We start from the raw sequence: 25,699 nt of genomic DNA on the forward strand, positions 1-25,699 counted from the left end.
TTTTATTATATGCCGTCATGCAGCAAACTCTACTTCATCAATATTTCTCACGCATGACAAAAATGAAACTCATTCAAACCCATATTCCTGGCTTTCCACGCATCGGCGCGGCGCGCGAACTGAAATTCGCATTGGAACGCTTTTGGCGCGGCGAATCGTCCGAAGCGGCGCTGCAAGAGATAGCCAGCAATCTCCGTGCCCGGCATTGGGCGATCCAGCGCCAGCACGGCCTGGACTTCGTCACGGTGGGTGATTTCGCCCTGTACGACCATGTGGCGAACCATATCCAGCTGTTTGGCTGCGAGCCGGCGCGCTTTGCGTTCACGGGCGAGGAATCCGCTGCGTCGCGCTACTTCGCCATGGCGCGCGGCGGCCACGCCCATGAATCGTGCAACTGCGTCCACAATGGTGCGGCGCTCGAGATGACCAAGTGGTTCGACACCAACTACCATTACCTCGTGCCGGAATTCAGCGAGTCGACAACGTTCGAGCTGAACAGCCAGCGCTTGTTGGATGAGGTCGCTGAAGCGCGCGCTGCCGGCCACCCGGCCAAAGTTGTCCTGCTTGGCCCCCTCACCTTCCTCTGGCTTGGCAAGGAGCGCGACGCGGCGCCAGGCTTCAACCGCCTCGGCTTGCTTGAGCATCTGCTGCCGCAATACAGCCGCCTCCTGATGCAGTTGCGCGCTGCCGGCGCCGAATGGGTGCAGCTGGATGAGCCGATTCTCGGTCTTGACTTGCCGAACGCATGGCGCAACGCCTTCGAGCCAGCCTACTGGCTGCTCAACCAGGCTGGCGCGCAACTATTGGTGGCTACCTATTTTTCGCCGCTGGAAGAAAACGTCAGCCTGGCTTGCCGCCTGCCGGTCGCGGGCCTGCATGTTGACGCAGTGCGCGCCGTCAGCGAGCTGACCAGCGTTGCGGACTGGATGCCAGCGCATAAGGTGTTGTCGATCGGCGTGGTCGACGGCCGCAATATCTGGCGGACGGACCTGGATGCGACGCTTGCGACATTGTTGCCGGTGCTTGCCAAGCGCAGCGGCCCAGTCTGGCTCTCGACCTCATGTTCCTTGCTGCATGTCCCGTACAGCCTGGATTCCGAAGCATCGCTGGACGAGGAGGTGCGCCCGTGGCTCGCCTTCGCCGAAGAAAAGCTGGCTGAACTGGCACTGCTCAAGGCGGCCCTGTCTGCCGATGAGCGCGTTTCGGGCCAAGTGGCGCGAGGCTTTGCCGAAGCGCGCTCGGCGCTTGCGAATCGCCGCGCCAGCGCCCGCGTTCATTCTGCTGCCGTCGCCAAGCGCCTCGCATCATTGGCTTCCGACGAGCGCGCATCACGCCGCGGCTCGCCTTTCGTGCAGCGCCAAAAGGTGCAGCGCGAGCGCCTGCAATTGCCTGCATTCCCCACCACGACCATCGGCTCCTTCCCGCAAACCCAGACAATCCGCACTGCGCGCGCCGCCCTCAAGCGCGGCGAATTGCCTGCAGCAGAGTACCAGCAGGCGATGCGCGAGGAAATTGAACACGCCATCCGCCGCCAGGAAGAACTCGGCCTGGACGTGCTGGTGCATGGCGAAGCAGAACGTAACGACATGGTCGAATACTTCGGAGAACAGCTCGACGGTTTCGCGTTCACGGCCAATGGCTGGGTGCAGTCCTATGGCTCACGCTGCGTGAAGCCGCCGATCATTTACGGCGATGTGCAGCGTCCGCAGCCGATGACTGTGCAATGGGCTGAATATGCGCAAAGCCTGACCACCAGGCCAGTCAAAGGCATGTTGACTGGGCCGGTCACGATCCTGCAATGGTCTTTCGTGCGCGACGACCAGCCACGCGCCGACACGGCCCAGCAAATCGCGGCTGCGATCCGCGATGAGGTGCGCGATCTGGAGAGCGCGGGCATCGTCATTATCCAGATCGACGAGCCTGCGCTGCGTGAAGGCCTGCCGCTGCGCCGCAGCCGATGGGATGCGTATCTCGGCTGGTCCACGAAAGCCTTCCGCACCAGTGCCGCCGTTGCCGGCGATGCGACACAGATCCACACCCATATGTGCTACGCCGAATTCAATGACATCCTGCCGGCGATTGCCGCGCTGGATGCCGACGTGATCACCATTGAATCGAGCCGCTCGGCGATGGAGCTGCTGGGCGGCTTCGCCAGCTTCCGTTACCCGAACGAGATTGGCCCCGGCGTGTACGACATCCATTCCCCGCGCGTGCCCGGCAGCGACGAAATGGCCGAGCTGTTGCGCAAAGCTGCCCGCGTGGTGCCGCCTGCACAGCTGTGGGTCAACCCCGACTGCGGCCTGAAGACCCGCGCCTGGCCGGAAACCTCCGCCGCGCTGCAAAACATGGTCGCCGCTGCGCGCAAGCTTCGCGCAGAAGTGGAGCTGCACCAGTCCGATACCGGGCATGGGGCATGACGACGCCTGAGGCCAGGATCAGTCCTTCAGCACCGCAATCACATTCATCGTGAGCCGGGCGCCCGGTTTCGGTAGCGCTGCAACGCCAATGACCGTACGCGCCGGATACGGCTCCGAAAACATCTCGGCATATGCCCGGTTCATTTCCGCAAATTCAGCCACGTCCGCCAGGTTGACCTGGATGTGCACAACGTCATCGAGACTCGCATCGGCCGCAGCCAGCATGGCCTCGATATTCTTCAGCGTCTGCCGCGTTTGCGTAAAAGCATCCGGACCCGCAAGTTGCCCCGTCGCAGGATCCACGCCAGGCGTACCCGAAATGAATACCTGGCCGCCGGCCTTGACTGCGTGGCTGTAAGGACCAATCGGGGCAAACAGTGTTGAGTCGATCAGTGTTCTTGGCATCGCATTAGCTCATCTTAGATACGTTTTTCAGGGCAACCAGCGTGACTACGCCTGGGATCAGGAGCGATGACAGCGTCCACATTCCTTTTGCGAGAAAGAAGACCTGGCCAAGGACGAAGAACCCGGCGTAGACGTACACGCCAATCTTTTTCATGCGCCACATGGCGATAAAGCTGAACAACCCAACCAGGCTCGACGCGATCAGGTAAGGCCGGAACCAGTTGCTGATGGGATCGGATGGGAGAGTGAGCAACATCGGCACCATTGCCAAAGCTCCCAAGAAACCAATGACGCAGATCACGGTAATCGAGGTCGTGCGCTCGACTTTCGTGGCCTGCTTCGGTGAAACCTCGTCCAAGTCGGCCGAAGGTGGGGTGTACGGGTTGCTGCCAGGTTCCATGCCTTACTTTCTAGTTAACGTTTTTGCAAATATTAACATGGCACACCCGCCCGCAGCCCGCATAAACACTGGAGCTCACCCTCCCCAAGCAAGCTTAAGCAAAGTACAATGCACCCAGCCTGGGCCATGCCCGTTACTTTGCGATTGTTATGCCGAAGAGCACGTTCCAAAAGCCTATTGAAATCAAGATTTCCACCGTCGTCGCTGTGTCCGCCATCATGTACACCAGCGACCTCGTCGCCCTCGACGCCGCCATGCATGAGATGACCGGCGGCGTTTCCGATTTCTTCGAGGGGGACCTGGCAGTCATCGACGTCGGCGACCTGGCGCCGGGCTGCGAACGCATTGACTGGGCGGCAACCATCGCCCTCCTGAAAAAATACCGCCTGAACCCGGTCGCTGTGCGCAACGCCAAGCCGGACATGGTGGAAGAAATCCAGCAACACGGCCTGCAACTGGACAGCGGCAAGCGCGAAGAAGCGCCGGCCGCCGCCAAGCCAGCGCCTGCTCCGGCACCCGCGCCGGCCCCGGCTCCTGCCCCAGCGGCAGCGCCGGCGGCACCAGCTTTCAGCGGTACCATGATCATCGACACCCCGGTCCGGGCCGGCCAGCGCATTTACGCGCGCGGCGGCGACCTGATCGTGATGGCCGTCGTCAACAACGGCGCCGAGATCATCGCGGATGGCAGTATTCACGTTTACAACACTTTGAACGGCCGTGCCCTGGCGGGCGCCTCCGGCGATGCCTCGGCCCGTATTTTCGCTATGTCGATGAGCCCGGAACTGGTCTCGATCGCAGGTGTTTATCGTACTTTTGAAGATGGTTTCCCGACCGAAAACGCACGCAAGCCGGTACAAATCCGCTTAAATGGCGACAGTCTGGATATACAATCTGTCAATTCCGCAAAATAACAGTTCAGTAAAGGATTCTTTGTGGCACGAATTATTGTAGTTACGTCCGGCAAGGGCGGTGTCGGCAAAACGACTTCCAGCGCCAGCTTCTCCACCGGCCTCGCCATGCGCGGCCACAAAACCGTCGTCATCGACTTTGACGTCGGCCTGCGCAACCTGGACCTGATCATGGGTTGCGAACGACGCGTTGTGTATGACCTGATCAACGTGGTGCATAAAGAAGCCACCCTGAACCAGGCCCTGATCAAGGATAAACACTGCGAAAACCTGTACATCCTGCCGGCGTCCCAGACCCGGGACAAGGATGCGCTGACCGAAGACGGCGTGGAAGCCGTGCTGGCCGAGCTGATCAAGATGGACTTCGAATACATCATCTGCGACTCGCCGGCTGGTATCGAACATGGCGCCCTGATGGCCCTGACCTTCGCCGACGAAGCCCTGATCGTGACCAACCCGGAAGTGTCGTCGGTGCGTGACTCCGACCGCATCCTGGGCATCATCCAGGCCAAGTCGCGCCGCGCCCTGTCCGGCGGCGAAGCGGTCAAGGAGCACCTGTTGATCACCCGTTACTCGCCGAAGCGCGTAGAAGCGGGCGAGATGCTGTCGTTTGAAGACGTGCAGGAAATCCTGCGCATTCCTTTGATCGGCATCATCCCTGAGTCGGAGCAAGTCCTGCATGCTTCCAACCAGGGTAACCCGGCAATCCACTTCAAAGGCACTGACGTGGCCGAAGCCTATACCGACGTGGTGTCGCGCTTCCTGGGCGAAGAAGTTGAGCTGAAGTTTACCGACTATGAAAAGCCTGGTTTCCTGAAGCGTATCTTTGGAGCTAAATAATGGCCCTGCTTTCTTTCCTGTTCCAGAACAAGCCAAAGACGGCAAGTGCGGCGAAGGAGCGCTTACAGATCATCATTGCGCGCGAACGCAATGGACGTGCGGGGCCGGATTTCCTGCCGGCGCTGCATAAAGAGCTGATTGATGTGATTTCGAAGTACACCAAGGTGTCGGCGGACGATATCAAGATTTCGCTGGATCGCCAGGGGAATCTGGAGGTACTTGACGTTAATGTGGTGTTGCCGGACGCCTAAAACCGGTAACCCGTTGTCAGACCCAATGGGTCTGACACCGATTTACCGGTTTTCAGCGCCAGCCAGCACATGCCGCGCCACCTTCGCGCAAGCCTCCACATGCTGATACCCAATCTGCCGGAAGGCAAAGAAACCAATAGTAGCTGAGGCAATTTGACCGGCAATTGGGACCAGTTTGCCCGCCTGCTTGGCCGCAATCTTCCCCGCGCTGCGCTTCAGCACAGCCGCCACCAGTTCGCGCGTCACGACCTTCCCCACCAGCATCCCGCCCAGGCTGACCACAGCCTCGTAAGCAATCAGCTTCAACTTCGGCTGCATGCGCTCTATCTGCGCCGGCGACAAGCCGAATTCCTGGTTCACCTCATCGATCAGCTGGGTGAAAAGGCGCAAGTCCGACAGCACATCCACGCCCGGAATTGGCACCGCTGCAACACCTGCCGATACTGCCGCGCGGCGCCGTACCAAGCGACGGCAGCGCTCGCGGACCACATCGATATCGGCCTCATTCGAGGGCAATACAGTCCACTCATTTCCCATGTTTTCACTCTCCAAACTGGCCACCGGTCACCATCTGTTCCATTGTGCTAGCCCCACAAGCAGTGTACCTTGTGATTAAAGAACAGCATCGCGCGGAACACGGAAATTAGTACTATTTGGCAATATTTGATCAAATTGGTAACTATTTCTTGTAAATCTCTGTTATATTCGTGTGACTGCTTCTTAACATTTTGCTGTAAAGAACATGAGAATCGTTGTCCTTGATGCTGACCGAAGCCAGGCGGACCTGATCTGCCAGGTCCTGACTTCCGCCGGCCACGCCTGCCACGGCTTCCAGACGGCCAAGGACTTGCTTGCCAATATGCGCAAGGACAGCGTCGATATGCTGATCCTCGACTGGCAGGTCATTGATATGGACCCGGCCGAAGTCATCCGCAAGGCCCGCGAGAAATTGCCGGAAAATGGCCCGGTGATTTTCCTCACCACCAGTTCCGGCGAAGACGATATCGTGGCCGGCCTGACGGTCGGGGCCGAAGATTACCTGGTCAAACCCTTGCGCCGCTCCGAGCTGGTGGCCCGCGTCCAGTCGCAATTGCGGCTGGCCTATCCGAGCCAGAATGGCGCCGAGCAGCTGCAATTCGGGCAATACGTGTTCGAAACCCGCCCTGGCCGCCTGCTGATGGATGGGCAAGTCCTGGACGTCACCCACAAAGAGTTCTACCTGGCCTTGCTGTTTTTCCGCAACATCGGCCGCCCGCTGTCGCGCGCCTACATTCACGAGGCGGTGTGGATCCGCGAAACCGAAGTGCCATCGCGCACGATGGACACCCACGTTTCCCGCGTCCGCAATAAATTGCAATTAAAGCCAGAAAACGGCTTCCGCCTGGTACCGGTGTACAGTTACGGCTACCGGCTGGAAAAGCTGGGTTCCTGAGAGGGAAACCGCAGCAAGGTATAATGGCGTCTGGAATCTTCCGCCTCTACCGAAATGCAACTGCTCGCCGTCGGCCTCAACCACACCACTGCGCCTGTCGCCTTGCGCGAACGGCTGGCGTTTGCGCCTGAGCAGCTGGGAACGGCAGTCACGGCAGCGCGCAACTGGTTTGCCTGCGCCAATTCGCAGGGCGGCGATGAAGCGGCCATCCTGTCCACTTGCAACCGCACCGAGCTTTACGCAGCCAGCAATGCTGCCAATCCGCTCGACGCCGGCGCACAATTCCTGGCTGATTTCCACAAGCTGAACTATTCCGAGCTGCGCCCGCACCTGTACATGCTGCCGCAGCACGATGCCGTGCGCCACACCTTCCGCGTCGCTTCCGGCCTCGATTCGATGGTGCTGGGCGAGACCCAGATCCTGGGCCAGATCAAGGATGCGATCCGCACCGCCGACGAAGCGGGCGGCCTGGGCACCTACCTGCACCAGCTGTTCCAGCGCAGCTTCTCCGTCGCCAAGGAAGTGCGCAGCACCACCGAAATCGGCGCGCACAGCGTATCGATGGCGGCGGCCGCGGTGCGCCTGTCGCAGCGCATCTTCGATAAGATCTCCGAGCAGAACGTGCTGTTCATCGGCGCCGGCGAGATGATCGAGCTGTGCGCCACGCACTTCGCGGCGCAGAACCCGAAATCGATCACGGTAGCCAACCGCACCATGGAACGGGGCGAGGCGCTGGCGCACCGCTTCAACGGCAAGGCCATGCGCCTGGCCGAACTGGGTACCCAGCTGCAGCAATACGACATCGTCATTTCCTGCACCGCCTCCTCTTTGCCGCTGATTGGCCTGGGCATGGTGGAACGCGCCATCAAGGCGCGCCGCCACAAGCCAATGTTCATGGTCGACCTGGCTGTGCCGCGCGATATCGAACCGGAAGTGGGCCGCCTGAACGACGTCTTCCTGTACACCGTGGACGACCTGGGCAAGGTGGTGCAGACCGGCATGGAAAACCGCCAGGCCGCCGTGGCGCAGGCGGAAGCGATCATCGAAACCCGCGTGCAGTCCTTCATGCACTGGATCGACGACCGCGCCGTGGTGCCGGTCATCCAGGGCCTGCAGGAAAACGGCGAAGTGATTCGCCTGCTGGAACTGGAGCGCGCCCGCAAGCTGCTGGCCAAGGGCGAGCCTGTCGATGCGGTGCTGGAAGCACTGTCCAAAGGCCTGACCGCCAAATTCATGCACGGCCCGCAGCAGGCGCTGCACCGTGCACAGGGCGACGAGCGCGCCCAGCTGGCCGAACTGCTGCCACAATTGTTCCGCGGCCGCCGTTAGCGGCGCCACACCTCCTCCTGCCGCCCCGCGCGGCAACCCGTGCTATCCCCTCGAATACAGGAACGTATGAAACCATCAATGCTGGCCAAGCTGGACCAACTGGCAAACCGCCTTGTCGAACTGGACGAACTGCTCATGTCCGAAGGCGCCACGTCAAATATGGACAGCTACCGCAAGATGACGCGCGAGCATAGCGAGCTGCAGCCATTGGTGGCGCTGTACAAGGATTACCAGCAGACGCTGAGCGATATCGACGAGGCGCAGGCCATGCTGTCCGATCCGGACATGAAGGAATTCGCGCAGGAAGAAATCGAAGGCGGCAAGGCGCGCCTGGCCGGGCTGGAACTGGACCTGCAGAAAATGCTGCTGCCGAAAGACGAAAACGACGAGCGCAATATCTTCCTCGAAATCCGCGCCGGCACCGGCGGCGACGAGTCGGCGCTGTTCGCGGGCGACCTGCTGCGCATGTACACCCGGTTCGCCGAGCGTTCGCGCTGGCAGGTGGAAATTGTGTCGGCCTCTGAAAGCGACCTTGGCGGCTACCGCGAAGTCATCGCGCGCATTATCGGCAATGGCGCCTACTCCAAGCTGAAATTCGAATCGGGCGGCCACCGCGTGCAGCGTGTGCCGGCCACCGAGACCCAGGGCCGTATCCACACCTCCGCCTGCACTGTGGCAGTGATGCCGGAAGCGGACGAAGTGGAAGACGTCCACATCAACCCGGCAGACCTGCGCATCGACACCTTCCGCGCTTCCGGCGCCGGCGGACAGCACATCAACAAGACCGATTCCGCGGTGCGCATCACGCACATCCCATCGGGCATCGTGGTGGAATGCCAGGACGACCGCTCGCAGCACAAGAACAAAGCCTCCGCCATGAAGGTGCTGGCCGCGCGCATCAAGGACGTGCAGCTGCGCGAGCAGCAATCGAAGGAAGCGGCTACCCGCAAGAGCCTGATCGGCTCGGGCGACCGCAGCGAACGCATTCGCACCTACAACTTCCCGCAAGGCCGCATGACCGACCACCGCATCAACCTGACCTTGTACAAGCTGGACATGATCATGGACGGCGACCTTGGTGAGCTGACCACAGCCCTGACCACCGAGCACCAGGCCGAACAGCTCGCCGCCCTCGGCGATTGATTGGGAGGCGGAAAAAGGGGTACGTCCCCTTTTTCCGCCTGGCCCCGACTTAGCTTAAGGTAGCCTTCAGCGCTTTATGCGAGAATTGGCCGGATTTTCAACCTTGATAATATGATGACGATGAGCAACCGTAACGTTCTGCTGGCGATCGCCTTTGTGAGCTTTGCCATGATCGGCGCTGCGATGTACTTGCAGCACGTGCTGTTCCTGATGCCTTGCCCGCTGTGCGTGATCCAGCGCTACCTGTTCATCGCTGTCGGCCTGGCGGCGCTGCTTGGCGCCTTTACTTCCAAGCCCAAGCTGGCGGCCGGCATCGGCCTGTTGGCGGCACTGGGCGGTTTGGGTGTGGCGGGCAAGCAGTTGTGGATCCTGGCTCACCCTGGCCTGTCCTGCGGCATCGATCCTATGGAAACGGCGCTGAACAAGATTCCGACCGCTGAATTCCTGCCTTGGCTGTTCTATGCGGAAGGCCTGTGCCAGGACGCCACTGAAAAATTCATGGGCCTGCAGATTCCTGTCTGGTCCTTCATCTGGTTCGGGATCCTGGCCATCGGCACGGCCTGGCTGGTGCTGCGCAAACGCGCATGAAAAACCAGGTCACGGCCGGGATGACGCTTGGCGTCTTGCAGCGCAAGCCGCTGCTCGATCCGGTCGACCAGCGCATCCTGGTCTGTCACGCCTTGGGGATCAGCCGCACAGCGTTGATTACACAATCCGACCGTGCCCTGAACGCGGACGAAGCGGAGCGCGTGGCGACGCTGCTGCAGCGCCGGCATGACGGCGAGCCCGTGGCTTACATCATTGGCCAGCGCGAGTTCTTCGGACTCGATTTCGAGACGACGCCGGCAGTGCTGATTCCACGCCCCGATACCGAATTGCTGGTGGAACTGGCGCTGGTGCGCTTGCCGCCGCGTGGCCGGGTGCTGGACATGGGCACCGGCAGCGGCGCCATCGCCGTCGCGATTGCACATAACCGTCCCGATGCCAGCGTGACCGCGCTGGATGTCAGCCAGGAGGCGCTGGCTGTGGCCGCGCGCAATGCGCTGCGTAACAAGGCCAAGGTGCGCTTCCTGCATAGCGACTGGTATGGCGCTGTGGAGTCCGAACAATTTGACCTGATCGTCTCCAATCCTCCATATATCGCCGACGGCGACCGCCATCTGTCCGAGGGCGATTTGCGCTATGAACCGAGCGGTGCGCTGACCGATTTCGCGGATGGCCTGAGCGCCCTGCGCACCATCATCGGCGGCGCCCCTTCCAGGCTGGCGCCAGGCAGCTGGCTGCTGATGGAACATGGTTACGACCAGGCGGACGCCGTGCGCGGCCTCTTGTCCGCCGCCGGTTACACTGAGGTGCAAAGCTGGCAGGATCTGGCCGGCATCGAGCGGGTCAGCGGCGGCAGGCGTCCGGCCTCCTGACCCGGGTAAAATACGGCAACATGCCGCTTCCCGGCCGTTTTTGGGGGGCATCGTACGCGCTTTTCGGTTTTCGGTTAATCTCGCACCAATTTGATTTGCTGCATCGGAAAGGAAGCAAATTGTCCAATCTATTGACTCGCCGCCTGGCCTTGCTGGCCGACGATAAGCACCGTGCGGTGCTGGGTGGCGGCCTGCGCGGCATTGAGCGAGAAACCCTGCGGGTGCAGCCGGATGGCCACCTGGCGCGTACGCCCCATCCCCTGGCGCTGGGCTCGGCCCTGACGCATCCGCAAATCACCACCGATTACGCCGAGACGCTGCTGGAGTTCATCACGCCGGCGGAGCGCGATATCGCCACCACGCTGGAAAAGCTGGATGCGATCCATCGCTTCAGCTACACGAAGCTGGGCAATGAACTGATCTGGAGCCAGTCCATGCCTTGCGAGCTGCCGCCCGAAGAAGACATCGAGATCGCATGGTACGGCAAGTCCAACCTGGGCATGCTGAAACACGTGTACCGCCGCGGCCTGGCCCTGCGTTATGGCAAGGCAATGCAGTGCATCGCCGGCATCCACTACAACTATTCGCTGGACGAGCGCCTGTGGCGCATCCTGGCCGAGAACGAAGGCGCGACCCACGTCTCGCCCAAGGCCTACCAGTCGGAAGCCTACCTGGCGACGATCCGCAACTTCCGCCGCTACAGCTGGCTGCTGATGTATTTGTTCGGCGCTTCGCCTGCGCTGGCGGAAGGCTTCCTGCGCGGCCGTCCGCACAAGCTGGAAAAGCTGTCGGGCGATACGCTCTACCTGCCCTATGCGACCAGCCTGCGCATGAGCGACCTGGGTTACCAGAACGAGGCGCAGTCCGGCCTGCACCCGCATGAGAACAGCCTGGACTCCTACGTCGCTACGCTGACCAAGGCGGTCAACCAGCCTTACGAGCCGTACGCAAAGATCGGCACCAAGGTGAATGGCGAGTGGGTGCAGCTGTCGACCAATGTGATCCAGATCGAGAACGAGTATTACTCCACCATCCGCCCGAAGCGCGTGATCAACACCGGCGAACGCCCAATCCAGGCGCTGTGCAACCGCGGCGTGCAGTACATCGAGGTGCGCTGCATGGACGTCGATCCGTTCGAACCTGTCGGCATCAATGTGCAGACCGGGCGCTTCCTCGATGTGTTCCTGCTGTTCAGCGCCCTGGAGGAAAGCCCGCTGATCACGCCGGAACATGGCGAACTGCTGGCGCGTAATTTCGCACGCACGGTGAAGGAAGGCCGCCGTCCTGGCTTGACCTTGACCCGCGCCGGCGAGGAAGTCACGCTGAAGCAGTGGGGCCTGGATTTACTGGAGCGCTTCAAGCCTGTGGCGGAGTTGCTGGACCGCGAACACGGCGGCCGCGAACATATGGCGGCGCTCGAAGCGCAGGCAGCCAAGCTGCACGATCCTGAGACGACGCCATCGGCACGCGTGCTGCAGGCGCTGCGCGAGAACGGCAAGTCGTTCTCCGCTTTTGGACTGCACCAGAGCGAGAAGCATGCAGCGTTTTTCCGCAGCCATCCGCCAAGCGCGGAAGACGTGGCGCGCTTCACTGAAATGGCGCGCGTCTCCATCGCCGAGCAGGAAGCGATGGAGCGCAGCCAGACCGGCAGCTTCGACGATTACGTCAAAGCCTACCGTGCCAGCAACCTGTGCCCGAACCACTGCACCTGACCCTTGCTCACCTTCTTCAACGAACAGCACGCACAGCACGCCGGTCACACCCAGCGCGTTGAAAGCGTGCTGTCCGAGCTGGGCCGGCGCGGTCTGGGCCGGATCGTTACGCCGCATGGCGTGCCGCTGATGGCACTGGAGCGCACGCATGCGCCGCGCTACCTGCATTTCCTGCGCACCGCCTGGGCCGAATGGTCGGCCGCCGCACCGGGCAACGCTTCCCTTCCCGCCATTGCCACGCAATGGCCGGTGCGCACATTCCGCACCGATATTGAACCCGAACAGTTCGCCGCGCGCCTCGGCTTGTATTCGATGGACAGCGCCACGCCCATCACGGCCGGCACCTGGACGGCGGCCAAGACGGGCGCCGATTGCGCCGTCAACGCCGCCCATGCGCTGCGCGTGGGCGAGCGCGCTACCTTCGCGCTGACGCAGCCGCCGGGCCACCTCGCGGGCGCCGACTTTTGCGGCGGCGGGTGCTACCTGAATAACGCGGCGCTGGCGGCCCAGCACCTGCTGGATGACGGCCTGTCGCGCGTCGCCATCCTCGACCTGGACTACCACCATGGCAATGGTGCGCAGGGTATCTTCTACCAGCGTTCCGACGTGCTGTGCGTCTCTATCCATGCCGATCCACGCCACGCCTCGCCCTGGTTCTCGGGCCATGCCGATGAAACGGGCGGCGGCGCGGGAGTTGGCTGCAACATCAACCTGCCGCTGGCGCCAGGCGCCGGTTCCGCCGATTGGTTCGCTGCGCTGGAAACGGCCTGCCTGCGCTTGAACATGTTCCGCCCGGAGGCGCTGGTGGTCGCGCTGGGCGGGAATGTTTTCGCAGGCGAAGCGCATGGCGGCTTTGGCCTGCAGGCCGCCGACTTCCTGCGCGCTGGCGAGCGCCTGGCCTGGCTTGGCTTCCCCACCGCCTTCGTGCTGGAAGGCGGCAGCCCGCTGCGCGAGCTGGGCACCAATATCGTGAACGTGCTCGAAGGCTTCGACTGCGCAGTGGACTAGCTTAGCCGGGCAGCGCCAGCCGCGCTTCCAGGCCGCCGCCTTCGCGCTGGTGCAGCGTCAGGGTGCCGCCCATCGCCGTCGCCAGCTGGCGCGCAATCGCCAGCCCCAATCCCGTGCCGCCGGTCTCGCGGCTGCGTGAAGATTCGAGCCGCACGAATGGCTCGAACACGGCTTGCAGCGACTCCTCAGGGATGCCGGGGCCGCGATCAAGCACGCGCACCACGATGCCGCCGCCGGTATCTGGCGCACGCTGGTCCGGCGCGACGTGCACCTCGGCGCTGCCGCCGAATTTAAGCGCGTTGTCGATCAGGTTGCCCAGGACGCGGCGCAGTGCCTGCGGCCGCATCTCCATCGGATGTCCGACTGTGCCATGCAGCGTGACTTGCTGGCCGGCGTCGGTGTAGTCGTGCACCATGCTGTCGAGCAGCGCGTCGGGATCGATGCGGGTCGGCGCTTCGCTGGTGCCATGCAGAGTGCGCGCATACGCCACGCCTTCCTTCACCAGCTGTTCCATTGCCTGCAAATCCTGGCGCAGCTTGGCCTGCTGCGTCTCGTCATCCATCATGTCGACCCGCAAGCGCATGCGCGTGATCGGGGTCTGCAAGTCGTGGGAGATCGAAGCCAGGATCTGGATGCGTTCCCCCATATAGCCTGCAATGCGCTGCTGCATGGCGTTGAAGGCCCGTGCGGCGCGCGCCACTTCGGACGGACCGCTCTCCGGCAGGTGCGCGCCCTGCATGTCGGGCCCCAGCGCATCGGCAGCCAGCGCCAGCTGCTCAAGCGGCCGCGTCGCCAGGCGCACCGCCAGCCAGCAGCACAGGGCGAAGACGGCCAGCTGCGCTGCCATCAAGGCGCCGAACCAGGGCGACATCGGGACGCTGCGCATCGGACGGAAATCAATGGTCAGCGGCATGCCGTCGCTCAGTCGCAGGTGCACCTGGTAGCGTTCATGCTCGCCGATGATCTGGTGCACCGTCAGTTTGTATTGCTTGCCGACGCCCTCTTCAAACGAACGCACGGCATTTGCTTCCAGCACTTCCAGGTGCGGCAGCGATTCGTCGCACTCCTCCAGCCTGAACTCGTAGCTGCGGCGCGCCAGGCGCGGCAGCCAGGCGGCGCGCTCCGCGGCAGGCAAGGCATCAAGCAGGGCCACCGACGTGGTGACCTCGCGCTCGATATAGCCCATCATCATATTGGTGGTGGCTTCGTTGCGTTCGCGCACGGTGAGCCAGAACGACAAGCCCTGCGCCACCGCCACGCCAAAGCACAGCAGCAAACCAAGGCGCGCGAACAGCGTGCGCGGCCAGTGCAGGCGCATCATGGCTCGCCTGCCGCCAGCGTCACGGCTGCCGAGAATACATAGCCTTCGCTGCGCAGCGTCTTGATATAGCGCGGTTCGCGCGCCGTGTCGCGCAGGCGTTGGCGCACACGGCTCACCAGCAAGTCGATCGAGCGGTCGAACTGGTCCGCGTTGCGGCCCTGGGTCAGGTTGAGCAGCTGGTCGCGCGTCAGCACGCGCTGCGGGTGGTCGAGGAAGACGCGCAGCAGGCGGTATTCGGCGCCGCTCAGCGCAACCTGGGTGCCGTCGGCATCGAGCAGGTGGCGCGCCACGGTGTCCAGGCGCCAGTCGCCGAAGGCCAGCATCGGCACCGCTTCATTGACCTGCATATTCGGTGGCAGCATGCGCGTGCGGCGCAGCACGGCGTTGATGCGCGCCAGCAGTTCGCGCACCGCGAAGGGCTTGGGCAGGTAATCGTCGGCGCCCATTTCGAGGCCGATGATGCGGTCGGTTTCGTCATTGCGCGCAGTGAGCATCAACACCGGGATGGCCTTGTGTTTGCCGGCCCGCAGGTCGCGGCACAGCGTGAGGCCGTCTTCGCCGGGCAGCATGAGGTCCAGCACGATCAGGTCCGGGGTGTCCTCTTCCACTACGGCGCGCATCTGGCGTCCGTTTGCGGCGAGCGAGACGCGCAGGCCGTTTTTCTGCAAATAGGCGCCGATCAACTCGCGGATATCGCGGTCGTCGTCAACGATCAGGATGTGGTCTTGGTTTTCCATGGAGCCATCATACCCAATGCGGCGGGGAGATTTGTATCCCAGTGTGTACGGGCGTCGCGAGGACACAAAACATTGCACAGATGGGGGTGCCGCGAAATATGGCGGATACCTGGGGGCGGTCCAATGGAGCCATTCCACAACACGGAGCTGACCATGACCAACCCGCTCGATACTCCGCTGGCTTTCCTGGCCGGCCTATTGACCGTCGCCTCACCCTGCGTACTGCCCATGCTGCCTATCCTGCTGGGCTCCGGCGTCAACCAGCGCAACCGCCGCCGCCCGCTGTTCATCGTGGCCGGCTTCATCCTGAGCTTTGCCAGTGTCGCCATGCTGCTGGGCGCCGTGTCCAGCGCCATCGAAGTGGCGCAGGATGTGCTGCGCAATACGGCCATCGCCCTGCTTGGTCTTTCCGGCCTGTTCCGCGTCTGGCCGGCGCCTTATGAATGGCTGCTGGCGCGCCTGCCCGGCCACAGCGGCGCGCCGCGCGCCGATGACGGCAGCAATGGCGGCGCCTTCCTGCTGGGCGTTTCGCTCGGCGCCGTGTGGACGCCATGCGCCGGTCCGGTGCTGGCTTCGATCCTGGTGCTGGTGGTGAAGGCGCAGGATCCGGCCTGGTCAGCCCTGCTGCTTACCTTGTACGCCATCGGCGCCGCGGTGCCCATGCTCGGCATTATTTACGGCGGCCAGTACGCCACCCAGCGCGTGCGCACCGTGGCGCGCCATGCCCAGCGCCTGCAACAAGTATTCGGCGTGCTGGTGGTTGCCACCGCCGTCGCGATTTACCTGCAATACGACACCCTGGCCTATTCCTGGGCCGCCCAACACTTCCCAACCCTGAAAGGACTGTAATCATGATGAAGACCCTGAAATTCCTGGCCGCTGCTGCGACCCTGCTCGGCGCATCAGCCGGCGCCAGCGCCGCCGCACCGGCCGCGGCGCCTGACTTCACGGGCATCAACCAATGGCTGAACAGCGAGCCGCTGAGCATGAAGCAGCTGCGCGGCAAAGTTGTTCTGGTTGATTTCTGGACCTATGACTGCATAAACTGTATCAACACCCTGTCCCACGTCGTGAAGTGGCACGACACCTATAAAGACAAGGGACTGGTCGTGATCGGCGTCCACACGCCGGAATATGCATTTGAGCGCAAGACAGAGAATGTGCGCGCCGCCCTGAAACGATTTGACATACGCTATCCAGTCGCCCAGGACAACCGCTACGACACCTGGAATGCGTACAACAACCGCTACTGGCCAGCTTTCTATTTAATCAACAAAAAAGGCCAGGTAGTGTACACACACTTTGGTGAAGGCCAGTACGAGCAAACCGAAGCGCGGATCCAGCAATTGCTGGCACAAACCGAGTGAGTTTCCTCATGAGCGAAAAATTCTTCAAAAATAGCTTGCAATTAAATCGCACACTATCTATAGTGTGCACATGGGCAGCAGATATCGCCCCTGAAACTGGAAACAAATAGCACGCTAGTTAATCGCTCACTACTCACGAAAAGGAAACCCATCATGGCTAAGATCGCAAACATCCTGTACCGCGCAAACGCAACTTCCACCGGCGGCCGCGAAGGCAAATCCGTCTCCAGCGACGGCGCACTGGACGTCAAGCTGACCACTCCAAAAGAACTGGGCGGCAATGGCGCTTTCGGCACCAATCCTGAGCAGTTGTTCGCAGCCGGCTACTCGGCCTGCTTTATCGGCGCCATGAAGTTCGTTGGCGGCCGCGACAAGATCGCGGTTCCGGCAGATGCTTCGATCAACGCCACCGTCGGCATTGGCCCGATCGAAACCGGCTTCGGCATCGAAGTGGAATTGAAGATTTCGCTGCCTGGCCTGGACCGTGAAACCGCAGAAAAGCTGGTGAACGCCGCCCACATCGTGTGCCCGTACTCGAACGCGACACGCGGCAATATCGACGTCACCCTGACTATCGTATAAGCAAGAAAGGGCGCGGCGGCCATGGCGGCCGTGCCCACCTTCAAGGAGAAATATCATGAAAGCATTCGCAATCCTCATCGCAGGCAGCGTCCTGGCCCTCTCCACCGCAGCCCAGGCAGCGCCACCGACCACGCGCACGTCGCCATCGGGCGAAGCCTACGACGGCTCGCAACCCGACACTACCTTCGTCTCGACCAAAACCCGTGCCGAAGTGCGTGCCGAAACCATTGCCGCGCTGCGCCGCGGTGAGCTGCTCACCGGCGAGCTGTATCCACTGGACTTCGCCTCCCCAATGCGCGGCAAAACGCGCGCTGAAGTGAAGGCTGAGCTGGCTTTAGCCATCAAAAACGGCGAGATCCGCACTGAACAATAAGCTGGCATACAATGGTCGCCTCCCATCCTGCGAGGCGACCAATGATTGAATGGCAGTGGCTGGACTTCAACAGCATTCCCAACGCAGATCTCTATGAAATGCTGCGGCAGCGGCAAGAGGTCTTCGTGATTGAACAGCAGTGTTTTTACTCCGACCTGGACGGTTGCGACCAGGACGCCTACCACCTGCTCGGCTGGCAGCAGATTGGCGGCAAGCGCACGCTCGCCGCTTACTTGCGCTGTATCGCGCCCGGCATCAAATATCCTGAAATGTCGCTGGGGCGGGTACTGACCACCCAGGCTGCGCGCGGCAGCGGCGCGGGGCGCCAGCTGATTGCCGAGGGCATCCGCTGCGCCGAAGCCCTGCATCCCGGCCAGCGCATCCGCATCGGCGCCCAGGCACACCTGGAAAAATTCTACGGAAGCTTTGGCTTCAAGGCGGTCGGCGACCCCTACGACGAAGACGGCATTCCCCACCTGGAAATGCTGCGTTAATAAAAAAACGGCCCGAAAGGCCGTTTTTTTTGGGGGAAAACAACTACCCGATCACGGGGTGATGGAAATCACTTCCACTTCAAAGATCAGGGCGGAGTTCGCTGGAATATTGGTCTGGGCGTTCGACCCGTAAGCCAGGTTAGCCGGAATATACAGGGTCCGGCGGCCGCCTGCTTGCATGCCAAGCAGGCCGTCTTCCCAACCCTTGATTACCTTGCCTTCGCCCAGCTTCACGCTGAAAGGCGTGCCGGTGATGCGGGAGGTGTCGAATCGCAGGCCCTTCTTATCGGTCACGCTGTCGTTGTACAGGTAGCCGGTGTATTGCACCAGCAAGGTATTGCCCGTGACAGCAGCGGCGCCAGTACCGACCTGGTCATCGACCTTCTTGAAGTCAGGCTGTACGGTGGAAGCCGGCGGCGTCGTATTCACGGCCGTCAGCTCGATGTCGTAGACCACCGCGGTATTCTGCGGCACCACGTAATTGCCAGCGCTATCCTTACGTCCCCACTGGGCATATGCCAGGCCGCTAGGGACGTAGAGGGTACGCTTACCGCCGGTCTTCATTCCAGGAATGCCCAGCTCCCAGCCGCCAATGCGGCTATTCACGCCAAGCAGGAAGGTGAACGAAGAGCCGGTGTCGAACTGCGCACCTTTCTTGTCGGCCTTGGAAGCGTCGTAGATATAGCCAGTGTAGTTCACCGTCACCAGGTTGTTGGCTGCCGCCTCGGTGCCGCTTCCAACCGTGGTATCAGTTTTGCTGAACAGGGCCAATGGCAAGGTGGTGATGGTGAACACTTCGACGTCATACACCACGGCGGTATTGGCAGGCACCAGTACTTTGCCAGTAACGTCCGCATGGTCATAAGGGCCCCAGGCCATGCTGGACGGGATCAGCAAATTGCGTACGCCGCCCACTTTCATGCCAACGATACCCTGGTCGAGGCCGGCGATCAGGTTGCCAACGCCAACGGTAAAAATACTCGGCGCCGTGTCAGCAGTGGTGCGGGTGGTAGCAAACTGCGCCCCCTTCTTGTCGGCCTTGGTCTCGTCGTAGAGGTAGCCTGTAAAGTGAACGGCCACCAGGTCACCGACGGCGACGGTTTTATCGCCCGTGCCTGCCTGGACATCACTCTTGGTGAAGGTAGGCTGCGGCGGCAGCGGGGTAGTGGTGTCGGTCTTGGCGCCGCCACCGCAAGCCGCCAGGACCACGGCGCAAGCCAGGGAGGCGATTACCTTGAACATCGTGTTCTTCATTTCAGTCTTGCCTATTCGTCAAATGAGTCAGGGGTACGGTGCAGCAGTTTAGCAGACCGTTAACCCTGTCTCCACTTGCGATGACTTCCGTTACAAATTAAATCTCTACCTGCGTGCCCAGTTCGATGACGCGGTTTGGCGGGATCTGGTAATAGTCCGCCGCGGCACGCGCATTGCGCGACATGGCCACAAACAGGTGCTCGCGCCAAGGCGCCATGCCTTCGCCGGGGGTGGAAATCACGGTCTGGCGGGCGATGAAGAAGGAGGTCTCCATCATTTCGAACTTCAGGCCGCATTGTTCGCACAGAGCCATGATGGCCGGCACGTCCGGTTCGTCCTTGAAGCCGTAATGGATGTTCAGCTGGTAGCACTCGTGGCCGAGCGCGGTGACGCGCACCTGTTCCGAAGGCGGAACGTACGGTTCTTCCACGATGTGCACGGTGAAGAACACCACGCGTTCATGCAGCACCTTGTTGTGCGACAGGTTATGCAGCAGCGCATGCGGCACGCCATCGCTCTCGCCGCGCAGGAACACCGCAGTACCCGGCACGCGGGTTGGCGGCGCCATGAACAGGGAGTTCAGGAAATCCTCCAGCGGAATCGCATGCTTTTCCAGGTTCTTGAACACCAGTTCGCGGCCCGTGCGCCAGGTCAGCATGGTAGTAAACAGCGCGGTACCGAGCAGCAGCGGGAACCAGCCGCCATGGAACAGCTTCAGCGACGTCGCCGAGAACAGCGTGATGTCGATGATGATGAAGAAGCCGGTCGCGCCGAAGCACATGATCAGCGGCATGTGCCAGCGGTAGCGGGTGACGAAGAAGGTCAGGATGGTGGTCGCCAGCATCGTTGCGGTCACGGCGATGCCGTAGGCGCCGGCCAGCGCATCCGACGACTGGAAGCCAATCACGGCGATCAGCACCACGCTCAGCTGCATCCAGTTCACGACCGGGATGTAAATCTGGCCGATCTCACTTTCCGAGGTGTGCTGGATGCGCATGCGTGGCAGCATGCCCAGCGCGATGGCCTGCTTGGTCATCGAGAAGGTGCCGGAAATCGTGGCTTGCGACGCGATCACAGTGGCCGCGGTCGACAGGATCACCAGCGGGATCACGCTCCAGCTACCGAGCTGGTTGAAGAAAGGGTTGGCCAGCGCAGCTGGGTTCTGGATCAGCAGCGCGCCCTGGCCCAGGTAGTTCAGCGCCAGCGCAGGAAAGCAGATGAAGAACCATGCGATGCGGATCGGTTTCTTGCCGAAGTGGCCCATGTCGGCATACAGGGCCTCGGCGCCGGTAAACGCCAGCACCACGGCGCCCAGCGCCACGAAGGCCACCATGCCATGCGAGAACAGGAAGGTAAAGGCGTGTGCCGGGTTGAGCGCATGCAGGATCGCCGTTTCCTTGGCGATGTTGATGACGCCCATTGCCGCCAGGGCGGCGAACCACAGCACCATGATCGGACCGAAGAAGCGGCCAATGCCAGCGGTGCCGTGGCGCTGCACGGCGTACAGGCTCACCAGCACGACAATGGTGAGTGGAACGATGAATTTTTCCAGGCCGGGGGCTGCGACCTCAAGACCTTCAATCGCCGACAGCACCGAGATTGCTGGGGTAATCACGCTGTCGCCATAGAACATGGTGGCGCCAAAGGTACCGATCAGCAGCAGTGGGAAATGCCACTTCGGCGCCGCTTTGTGCACGGAATTCAGGGCCAGGGCCATCAAGGCCATGATGCCGCCTTCGCCGCGGTTATCGGCGCGTAGCATCAAGGTGACATATTTGACGGTGACAATCATCGTCAGGCCCCAGAAGATCAGGGAGACGATACCCAGGAGGTTTTCCTGGTTCAGCGGAAGCCCGTGGGCCGGGTCGAAGATGGTTTTGAGAGTGTAGAGGGGGCTGGTACCGATATCGCCGTAAACAATGCCTACGGCGGCCAGCGTCAGCGCGGCAACGCTGCTTTTCTTATGTTGTGACAAGATTTCACCCAAAATTGGTTTTGGTGCATCGCACAATAGGCCAACTATAAGCCTTTTGCAAGTTTTTTAGAGCGCCGGTGAAAAAGTGGCGGATGTGCTATTTTCCACCTTTACGAAAAGAAAATCACCGCTCTCATGAATACCGGCATGCTGTACGCCGCAGGCGCTTTCCTGTCCTGGGGCCTGTTCCCACTCTATTTTCACGCAATTAAGGACGTACCGGCGTCCGAAATCCTGGCCCACCGCATGGCCTGGTCCCTCATCTTCTTAACGGTGGTACTGGCGGTACGCCGGCAGTGGAAATGGCTGCCCCAAGTGTTACGCCAGCCCAAAATCGTGGGCAGTTTCCTGGCCAGCGCTTTCCTGCTGAGCGCAAACTGGTTTGTGTATATCTGGGCGGTGAATAACGGCCATGTGGTCGATGCCAGCCTGGGTTATTTCATCAATCCCCTGGTCAATGTCTTGCTTGGCATGCTGGTGCTGAAGGAGAAACTGCGCCGCGGCCAATGGATTGCCATAGGCGTGGCCGCGACCGGCGTGGCCTGGCTGACATGGCAGGGCGGCCAGATCCCGTATATCGCGCTGGTGCTGGCCGTCAGCTTTGGCGCCTATGGCCTGCTGCGCAAAACGGCGGCGCTGGCGGCGCTCGAGGGGCTGTCGTTCGAAACCCTGATCCTGTTCCCGCTGGCAGTCGCCTACCTCGGCTGGCTGGTCTACCACGGCCAAAGCGTCTTCCTGAATGCCGAGTCGGACAATACGCGCTGGCTGCTGGCTGCGGCCGGCCCGACCACGGCCATCCCGCTGCTGCTGTTTGCTGCCGGGGCGCGGCGCATCCCGATGTCGGTGCTGGGAATGCTGCAATACATGTCGCCTTCCTTGCAGATGCTGTTGGGCGTGTGGGTCTTTCATGAGGCATTTTCCTCGGCCCGCCTGGTGGGCTTCCTCTTCATCTGGAGCGCGCTGGCCATTTATATGCTGGAAGGATGGTTGGTCAGCAGAAAGACGAGTTGAGTGTCGGAAAACTTTACATTGTTACCGGCGGGCCAAATCGTTTCCTTCAGTTCAAGAAAAATTTCCTCATATGAATCAATAACCTAAGATGCAGCTTGGTGGACCAGGCATAAAGCTTGCTTTATTGTCGGTTCCACCACAGGAGAGCATTAATGGTACGCAATAAGTTTCTGGCAGGTATCGCTGCATTGATCTGCGCCGCTAGCGCGCAAGCCCTTCCGGTCTCGCTGACCGCGAATGTCACGGCAGGCGACCACTTGGGCTTCGGCGCCGCAAAATCGTACGCAATCAACATCAACGACCTGCTGGCCAGCAATAGCCTGGGCAGCAATGCGATTTCCTTCGGCCAACTGACCGTCTTCGGCCATTCGGACGCTGCGTACAACGTGACCGGTGACTCTTACAGCGGCTACACGCTGACCACTTCGACCCATTACAATGCCGGCGCCTGCAACCATGGCAACTGCAACGTGACCGATTACACCTACACCCGTAACCACAGCAGCTACGGCTATGACTTTGTCACCGACACGATGAAGGTCAAGGTGGGCGATAGCACCGGCAGCGATACTTCCGAATGGCAGCAGAGCGCTTCCAATTGGACTACCCTGGACAGCCAATCGGGCAGCGATCGTTTCGGCCGCACCACTTACCAGACCGCGAATACCCTGAACAACGGTTCCTTCAGCGGCGACCTGAGCGTCACCCTGAACCTGGACAACAAAGCACTGAGCGACCTGATTGCCGACGGCATCCTCAGCCTGTCGATCTGGAGCAGCAATGGCCAGTTCAACATCGACAGCATGCGCCTGCACCTGCTGGCCGTCGACCTGCCGATTCCGCCGGCCGACGCCCAGATTCCCGTGCCAACCAGCCTGCTGCTGACCGGCCTGGGCCTGGCTGCACTGGCCACCATGCGCCGCCGCCAAGCCTGAACAGGCAGCGCACCGCATTTCAAGAAACCCGGCATCGCCGGGTTTTTTTTCGTCCCTCCAAATGCGCTAAACTAGCGCCTTTACGAACCGACAAGAACACATACCGTGGCCAATTACGTCTATACCATGAACCGCGTGGGCAAAATCGTCCCACCGAAACGTCAGATTCTGAAGGACATTTCGCTGTCCTTCTTCCCGGGCGCCAAGATCGGCGTGCTGGGACTGAACGGCTCCGGCAAATCCTCCCTGCTGAAAATCATGGCAGGCATCGATACCGACATCCAGGGCGAAGCGCGCCCGATGCCGGGCCTGAACATCGGCTACCTGCCGCAGGAACCGCAATTGGACCCTGAAAAAACCGTGCGCCAGGAAGTGGAATCCGGCCTGGGCGAAGCCTTCAACGCGCAAGCCCTGCTGGAAGCCGTGTACGCAGCTTATGCCGAACCGGATGCCGACTTCGACGCGCTGGCCAAGGAGCAGGAGCGGCTGGAGTCCATCATCGCCGCTGCCGACGGCGGCAACCTGAACCTGCAGCTGGAAATGGCCGCCGACGCGCTGCGCCTGCCGCCTTGGGACCAGAAGATCGGCGTGCTGTCCGGCGGTGAAAAGCGCCGCGTGGCACTGTGCAAACTGCTGCTGTCCAAGCCGGACATGCTGCTGCTCGACGAACCGACCAACCACCTGGATGCTGAATCGGTGGAATGGCTGGAACAATTCCTGGTGCGCTTCCCTGGCACCGTGGTCGGCATTACCCACGACCGCTACTTCCTCGACAATGCCGCCGAATGGATCCTGGAACTGGACCGCGGCCACGGCATCCCGTGGAAAGGCAACTACTCTTCCTGGCTGGACCAGAAGCAGGCCCGCCTGAAGCAGGAAGAAGCTACCGAATCCGCGCGCCAGAAAGCGCTGCAGAAGGAATTGGAATGGTCGCGCCAGAATCCGAAGGCGCGCCAGGCCAAATCCAAGGCCCGTATGGCACGCTTCAATGAGCTGAGCGAATACGAATACCAGAAGCGCAACGAGACCCAGGAGATCTTCATCCCTGTGGCCGAACGCCTCGGTAACGATGTGATCGAGTTCAAGAACGTCTCCAAATCCTTTGGCGACCGCCTGCTGATCGACAACCTGTCCTTCATCATCCCGCCGGGCGCAATCGTCGGCATCATCGGCCCGAACGGCGCCGGTAAGTCGACCCTGTTCAAGATGATCGCCGGTATCGAGCAGCCGGACAGCGGCGAAGTGGCAATCGGTAAGACCGCCAAGATTTCTTTGGTAGACCAGAGCCGCGACAAGCTGGACAACGAGAAAACCGTGTTCGAAGCGGTGTCCGGCGGCGCCGACATCCTCAACGTGGGCCGTTTCGAGATGCCGTCGCGCGCCTATGTTGGCCGCTTCAACTTCAAGGGCTCGGACCAGCAGAAGATCGTTGGCAACCTGTCCGGTGGTGAGCGTGGCCGACTGCACCTGGCCAAGACCCTGCTGATGGGCGGCAACGTGCTGCTGCTGGACGAACCGTCCAACGACCTGGACGTGGAAACCTTGCGCGCGCTGGAAGATGCGCTGCTGGAATTCGCCGGCTCGGTGATGGTGATTTCCCACGACCGCTGGTTCCTGGACCGTATTGCGACCCACATCCTGGCCTTCGAAGGCGATTCCCAGGTGACCTTCTTCGCTGGTAACTACCAGGAATACGAAGCGGACAAGAAGAAACGTCTGGGTGAGGAAGGCGCCAAGCCGAAGCGTATTCGTTACAAGCCGCTGCACGGCTAAACCCGGTAGGGCTGGGTCAGACCCAAGGGTCTGACCCAGGTATGCCTGAGCCGCTGGCCATAAGATCATTCGGTGTCTGACCCTTGGGTCTGACACCGGTTTACCGGGTTTAGAAGCGACTTCAAAATGCGCAAACAATTCCTATGCGGCCTGCTGTTAGCCAGCGCCGGCGCCATCGCGCACGAAGCCCCTCTCGAAAAGCTCTCCTGGCTGGCCGGCTGCTGGTCGCAAACCGGGGCCGACGCAGGTTCGGTCGAAATGTGGACCCTCCCTGCCGGCGGCACCATGCTCGGCATCGCCCGCACGGTCAAGAACGGCAAAACCGTGGAATGGGAACACACCATGATCCGCGAAACCGCGCCAGGCATCTGGTCCTACGTGGCCAAGCCAGGCGGACAGCCTGAAGCGGCCTTCCCGGTCAAGTCGATCGGCGATGGAGAAGTGCTGTTTGAAAACCCGCAGCATGACTTCCCGCAGCGGATCATATACAAGCGCGACGGCCAGGACGGCCTGAAAGCGCGAATTGAAGGCATATCGAAAGGCAAGGAAAAAGCTTTCGATTACCCTATGCAGCGGACGCAATGTCCGACTGGAGGGTGAGGCGGGCACAAGGA

General features: G+C 61.3%; 27 protein-coding genes. 20 read left to right on the plus strand and 7 right to left on the minus strand.

The window, feature by feature from the left end; translation table 11 throughout:
- Nucleotides 1-62 precede the first annotated feature (62 nt).
- Nucleotides 63-2,417, plus strand: a complete 2,355-nt coding sequence (gene metE / locus GM658_RS14580) for a 5-methyltetrahydropteroyltriglutamate--homocysteine S-methyltransferase (protein ID WP_155454785.1) — start codon at nucleotides 63-65, stop codon at nucleotides 2,415-2,417.
- Nucleotides 2,418-2,435: 18 nt separating this feature from the next.
- On the opposite strand, the gene GM658_RS14585 is transcribed toward metE, so the two are convergent.
- Both GM658_RS14585 and GM658_RS14590 read right to left on the minus strand, forming a co-directional pair.
- On the minus strand, nucleotides 2,436-2,822 hold the full coding sequence (locus GM658_RS14585; protein ID WP_155454786.1) for a RidA family protein: 387 nt from the start codon (nucleotides 2,820-2,822) through the stop codon (nucleotides 2,436-2,438).
- A gap of 4 nt (nucleotides 2,823-2,826) precedes the next feature.
- On the minus strand, nucleotides 2,827-3,222 hold the full coding sequence (locus GM658_RS14590; RefSeq protein ID WP_155454787.1) for a hypothetical protein: 396 nt from the start codon (nucleotides 3,220-3,222) through the stop codon (nucleotides 2,827-2,829).
- Between the two features lie 149 nt (nucleotides 3,223-3,371).
- On the opposite strand from GM658_RS14590, the gene minC reads away from it, so the two are divergent.
- The 3 genes from minC to minE are packed head-to-tail and all read left to right on the plus strand — an operon-like array spanning nucleotide 3,372 to nucleotide 5,221.
- A complete protein-coding gene (gene minC, locus GM658_RS14595) occupies nucleotides 3,372-4,133 on the plus strand; it encodes a septum site-determining protein MinC (RefSeq protein ID WP_155454788.1) in 762 nt (253 codons plus the stop codon).
- Nucleotides 4,134-4,154: 21 nt separating this feature from the next.
- A complete protein-coding gene (minD, locus tag GM658_RS14600) occupies nucleotides 4,155-4,970 on the plus strand; it encodes a septum site-determining protein MinD (protein WP_170298813.1) in 816 nt (271 codons plus the stop codon).
- Nucleotides 4,970-5,221, plus strand: a complete 252-nt coding sequence (gene minE, locus GM658_RS14605) for a cell division topological specificity factor MinE (protein WP_155454789.1) — start codon at nucleotides 4,970-4,972, stop codon at nucleotides 5,219-5,221. Before minD ends, minE begins: the two co-directional genes overlap by 1 nt.
- A 42-nt stretch (nucleotides 5,222-5,263) precedes the next feature.
- On the opposite strand, the gene GM658_RS14610 is transcribed toward minE, so the two are convergent.
- Nucleotides 5,264-5,773, minus strand: a complete 510-nt coding sequence (locus GM658_RS14610; protein WP_308612975.1) for a hypothetical protein — start codon at nucleotides 5,771-5,773, stop codon at nucleotides 5,264-5,266.
- A 190-nt stretch (nucleotides 5,774-5,963) separates the two neighbouring features.
- Between GM658_RS14610 and GM658_RS14615 the strand changes: the two genes are divergently transcribed.
- The 7 genes from GM658_RS14615 (at nucleotide 5,964) to GM658_RS14645 (ending at nucleotide 13,263) form a co-directional block, all read left to right on the plus strand.
- Complete coding sequence (locus tag GM658_RS14615) at nucleotides 5,964-6,653, plus strand: response regulator transcription factor (RefSeq protein WP_155454791.1); 690 nt, start codon at nucleotides 5,964-5,966, stop codon at nucleotides 6,651-6,653.
- A 54-nt stretch (nucleotides 6,654-6,707) separates the two neighbouring features.
- Complete coding sequence (hemA, locus tag GM658_RS14620) at nucleotides 6,708-7,982, plus strand: glutamyl-tRNA reductase (RefSeq protein ID WP_155454792.1); 1,275 nt, start codon at nucleotides 6,708-6,710, stop codon at nucleotides 7,980-7,982.
- Nucleotides 7,983-8,048: 66 nt separating this feature from the next.
- Nucleotides 8,049-9,125 carry a peptide chain release factor 1 gene (gene prfA, locus GM658_RS14625; RefSeq protein ID WP_155454793.1) on the plus strand — a complete coding sequence of 359 codons (1,077 nt, stop codon included), beginning with the start codon at nucleotides 8,049-8,051 and terminating at the stop codon, nucleotides 9,123-9,125.
- A 120-nt stretch (nucleotides 9,126-9,245) separates the two neighbouring features.
- Entirely contained in the window at nucleotides 9,246-9,713 is a 468-nt protein-coding gene (locus GM658_RS14630; RefSeq protein WP_229416911.1) for a disulfide bond formation protein B, read from the plus strand.
- Nucleotides 9,710-10,543 carry a peptide chain release factor N(5)-glutamine methyltransferase gene (prmC, locus tag GM658_RS14635; RefSeq protein WP_155454794.1) on the plus strand — a complete coding sequence of 278 codons (834 nt, stop codon included), beginning with the start codon at nucleotides 9,710-9,712 and terminating at the stop codon, nucleotides 10,541-10,543. Before GM658_RS14630 ends, prmC begins: the two co-directional genes overlap by 4 nt.
- A 119-nt stretch (nucleotides 10,544-10,662) precedes the next feature.
- Complete coding sequence (gene gshA, locus GM658_RS14640; protein WP_155454795.1) at nucleotides 10,663-12,255, plus strand: glutamate--cysteine ligase; 1,593 nt, start codon at nucleotides 10,663-10,665, stop codon at nucleotides 12,253-12,255.
- Between the two features lie 3 nt (nucleotides 12,256-12,258).
- Nucleotides 12,259-13,263, plus strand: coding sequence for a histone deacetylase family protein (locus tag GM658_RS14645; RefSeq protein ID WP_155454796.1), 1,005 nt, complete (start codon nucleotides 12,259-12,261; stop codon nucleotides 13,261-13,263).
- 1 nt (nucleotide 13,264) lies between these two features.
- On the opposite strand, the gene GM658_RS14650 is transcribed toward GM658_RS14645, so the two are convergent.
- Both GM658_RS14650 and GM658_RS14655 read right to left on the minus strand, forming a co-directional pair.
- Nucleotides 13,265-14,584 carry an ATP-binding protein gene (locus GM658_RS14650; RefSeq protein WP_155454797.1) on the minus strand — a complete coding sequence of 440 codons (1,320 nt, stop codon included), beginning with the start codon at nucleotides 14,582-14,584 and terminating at the stop codon, nucleotides 13,265-13,267.
- On the minus strand, nucleotides 14,581-15,321 hold the full coding sequence (locus tag GM658_RS14655) for a response regulator (RefSeq protein WP_155454798.1): 741 nt from the start codon (nucleotides 15,319-15,321) through the stop codon (nucleotides 14,581-14,583). The genes GM658_RS14650 and GM658_RS14655 overlap by 4 nt, the downstream gene beginning before the upstream one ends.
- 153 nt (nucleotides 15,322-15,474) lie before the next feature.
- On the opposite strand from GM658_RS14655, the gene GM658_RS14660 reads away from it, so the two are divergent.
- The 5 genes from GM658_RS14660 to GM658_RS14680 all read left to right on the plus strand — a co-directional run bounded on the left by GM658_RS14660 (nucleotide 15,475) and on the right by GM658_RS14680 (nucleotide 18,137).
- Complete coding sequence (locus tag GM658_RS14660; protein WP_155454938.1) at nucleotides 15,475-16,170, plus strand: cytochrome c biogenesis CcdA family protein; 696 nt, start codon at nucleotides 15,475-15,477, stop codon at nucleotides 16,168-16,170.
- 2 nt (nucleotides 16,171-16,172) lie between these two features.
- On the plus strand, nucleotides 16,173-16,688 hold the full coding sequence (locus GM658_RS14665; protein ID WP_155454799.1) for a thioredoxin family protein: 516 nt from the start codon (nucleotides 16,173-16,175) through the stop codon (nucleotides 16,686-16,688).
- A 153-nt stretch (nucleotides 16,689-16,841) separates the two neighbouring features.
- Nucleotides 16,842-17,270 carry an organic hydroperoxide resistance protein gene (locus GM658_RS14670; protein WP_155454800.1) on the plus strand — a complete coding sequence of 143 codons (429 nt, stop codon included), beginning with the start codon at nucleotides 16,842-16,844 and terminating at the stop codon, nucleotides 17,268-17,270.
- A gap of 55 nt (nucleotides 17,271-17,325) precedes the next feature.
- Nucleotides 17,326-17,643: a DUF4148 domain-containing protein gene (locus tag GM658_RS14675; RefSeq protein ID WP_155454801.1), complete on the plus strand. Its 318-nt coding sequence runs from the start codon at nucleotides 17,326-17,328 to the stop codon at nucleotides 17,641-17,643.
- 41 nt (nucleotides 17,644-17,684) lie between these two features.
- Nucleotides 17,685-18,137 carry a GNAT family N-acetyltransferase gene (locus tag GM658_RS14680; RefSeq protein WP_155454802.1) on the plus strand — a complete coding sequence of 151 codons (453 nt, stop codon included), beginning with the start codon at nucleotides 17,685-17,687 and terminating at the stop codon, nucleotides 18,135-18,137.
- A 51-nt stretch (nucleotides 18,138-18,188) separates the two neighbouring features.
- Here GM658_RS14680 and GM658_RS14685 read toward each other — a convergent pair whose 3' ends face one another.
- Complete coding sequence (locus tag GM658_RS14685) at nucleotides 18,189-19,391, minus strand: FKBP-type peptidyl-prolyl cis-trans isomerase (RefSeq protein WP_155454803.1); 1,203 nt, start codon at nucleotides 19,389-19,391, stop codon at nucleotides 18,189-18,191.
- A gap of 97 nt (nucleotides 19,392-19,488) precedes the next feature.
- The gene (locus GM658_RS14690) at nucleotides 19,489-21,369 is read right to left on the minus strand and encodes a potassium transporter Kup (RefSeq protein WP_170298824.1); all 1,881 of its coding nucleotides are present in this window, start codon (nucleotides 21,367-21,369) and stop codon (nucleotides 19,489-19,491) included.
- A 132-nt stretch (nucleotides 21,370-21,501) separates the two neighbouring features.
- Here GM658_RS14690 and rarD point away from each other — a divergent pair, with 132 nt between their 5' ends.
- The 4 genes from rarD to GM658_RS14710 all read left to right on the plus strand — a co-directional run bounded on the left by rarD (nucleotide 21,502) and on the right by GM658_RS14710 (nucleotide 25,685).
- The gene (gene rarD, locus GM658_RS14695) at nucleotides 21,502-22,377 is read left to right on the plus strand and encodes an EamA family transporter RarD (protein ID WP_155454805.1); all 876 of its coding nucleotides are present in this window, start codon (nucleotides 21,502-21,504) and stop codon (nucleotides 22,375-22,377) included.
- Nucleotides 22,378-22,529: 152 nt separating this feature from the next.
- Nucleotides 22,530-23,312 (plus strand): PEP-CTERM sorting domain-containing protein, encoded by a 783-nt coding sequence (locus GM658_RS14700; protein WP_155454806.1) that lies wholly within the window; start codon nucleotides 22,530-22,532, stop codon nucleotides 23,310-23,312.
- A 105-nt stretch (nucleotides 23,313-23,417) separates the two neighbouring features.
- Entirely contained in the window at nucleotides 23,418-25,085 is a 1,668-nt protein-coding gene (gene ettA / locus GM658_RS14705) for an energy-dependent translational throttle protein EttA (protein ID WP_170298814.1), read from the plus strand.
- Between the two features lie 126 nt (nucleotides 25,086-25,211).
- Nucleotides 25,212-25,685 (plus strand): DUF6265 family protein, encoded by a 474-nt coding sequence (locus GM658_RS14710; RefSeq protein WP_155454807.1) that lies wholly within the window; start codon nucleotides 25,212-25,214, stop codon nucleotides 25,683-25,685.
- The last annotated feature ends 14 nt before the right edge of the window (nucleotides 25,686-25,699 follow it).

The sequence above is a fragment of the Massilia eburnea genome (assembly GCF_009720745.1).
GTDB classification, from domain to species: domain Bacteria; phylum Pseudomonadota; class Gammaproteobacteria; order Burkholderiales; family Burkholderiaceae_D; genus Rugamonas; species Rugamonas eburnea.

Coding starts and splice junctions, on each gene's coding strand:
- prmC (WP_155454794.1), top strand. CDS start 9,710: ATGAAAAACCAGGTCACGGCCGGGATGACGCTTGGCGTCTTGCAGCGC.
- minC (WP_155454788.1), top strand. CDS start 3,372: ATGCCGAAGAGCACGTTCCAAAAGCCTATTGAAATCAAGATTTCCACC.
- GM658_RS14665 (WP_155454799.1), top strand. CDS start 16,173: ATGATGAAGACCCTGAAATTCCTGGCCGCTGCTGCGACCCTGCTCGGC.
- GM658_RS14585 (WP_155454786.1), bottom strand. CDS start 2,822: ATGCCAAGAACACTGATCGACTCAACACTGTTTGCCCCGATTGGTCCT.
- prfA (WP_155454793.1), top strand. CDS start 8,049: ATGAAACCATCAATGCTGGCCAAGCTGGACCAACTGGCAAACCGCCTT.
- GM658_RS14675 (WP_155454801.1), top strand. CDS start 17,326: ATGAAAGCATTCGCAATCCTCATCGCAGGCAGCGTCCTGGCCCTCTCC.
- GM658_RS14660 (WP_155454938.1), top strand. CDS start 15,475: ATGACCAACCCGCTCGATACTCCGCTGGCTTTCCTGGCCGGCCTATTG.
- GM658_RS14630 (WP_229416911.1), top strand. CDS start 9,246: ATGAGCAACCGTAACGTTCTGCTGGCGATCGCCTTTGTGAGCTTTGCC.
- GM658_RS14685 (WP_155454803.1), bottom strand. CDS start 19,391: ATGAAGAACACGATGTTCAAGGTAATCGCCTCCCTGGCTTGCGCCGTG.
- GM658_RS14700 (WP_155454806.1), top strand. CDS start 22,530: ATGGTACGCAATAAGTTTCTGGCAGGTATCGCTGCATTGATCTGCGCC.
- minE (WP_155454789.1), top strand. CDS start 4,970: ATGGCCCTGCTTTCTTTCCTGTTCCAGAACAAGCCAAAGACGGCAAGT.
- GM658_RS14680 (WP_155454802.1), top strand. CDS start 17,685: ATGATTGAATGGCAGTGGCTGGACTTCAACAGCATTCCCAACGCAGAT.
- hemA (WP_155454792.1), top strand. CDS start 6,708: ATGCAACTGCTCGCCGTCGGCCTCAACCACACCACTGCGCCTGTCGCC.
- GM658_RS14650 (WP_155454797.1), bottom strand. CDS start 14,584: ATGATGCGCCTGCACTGGCCGCGCACGCTGTTCGCGCGCCTTGGTTTG.
- GM658_RS14590 (WP_155454787.1), bottom strand. CDS start 3,222: ATGGAACCTGGCAGCAACCCGTACACCCCACCTTCGGCCGACTTGGAC.
- GM658_RS14615 (WP_155454791.1), top strand. CDS start 5,964: ATGAGAATCGTTGTCCTTGATGCTGACCGAAGCCAGGCGGACCTGATC.
- GM658_RS14655 (WP_155454798.1), bottom strand. CDS start 15,321: ATGGAAAACCAAGACCACATCCTGATCGTTGACGACGACCGCGATATC.
- metE (WP_155454785.1), top strand. CDS start 63: ATGAAACTCATTCAAACCCATATTCCTGGCTTTCCACGCATCGGCGCG.
- rarD (WP_155454805.1), top strand. CDS start 21,502: ATGAATACCGGCATGCTGTACGCCGCAGGCGCTTTCCTGTCCTGGGGC.
- GM658_RS14670 (WP_155454800.1), top strand. CDS start 16,842: ATGGCTAAGATCGCAAACATCCTGTACCGCGCAAACGCAACTTCCACC.
- GM658_RS14710 (WP_155454807.1), top strand. CDS start 25,212: ATGCGCAAACAATTCCTATGCGGCCTGCTGTTAGCCAGCGCCGGCGCC.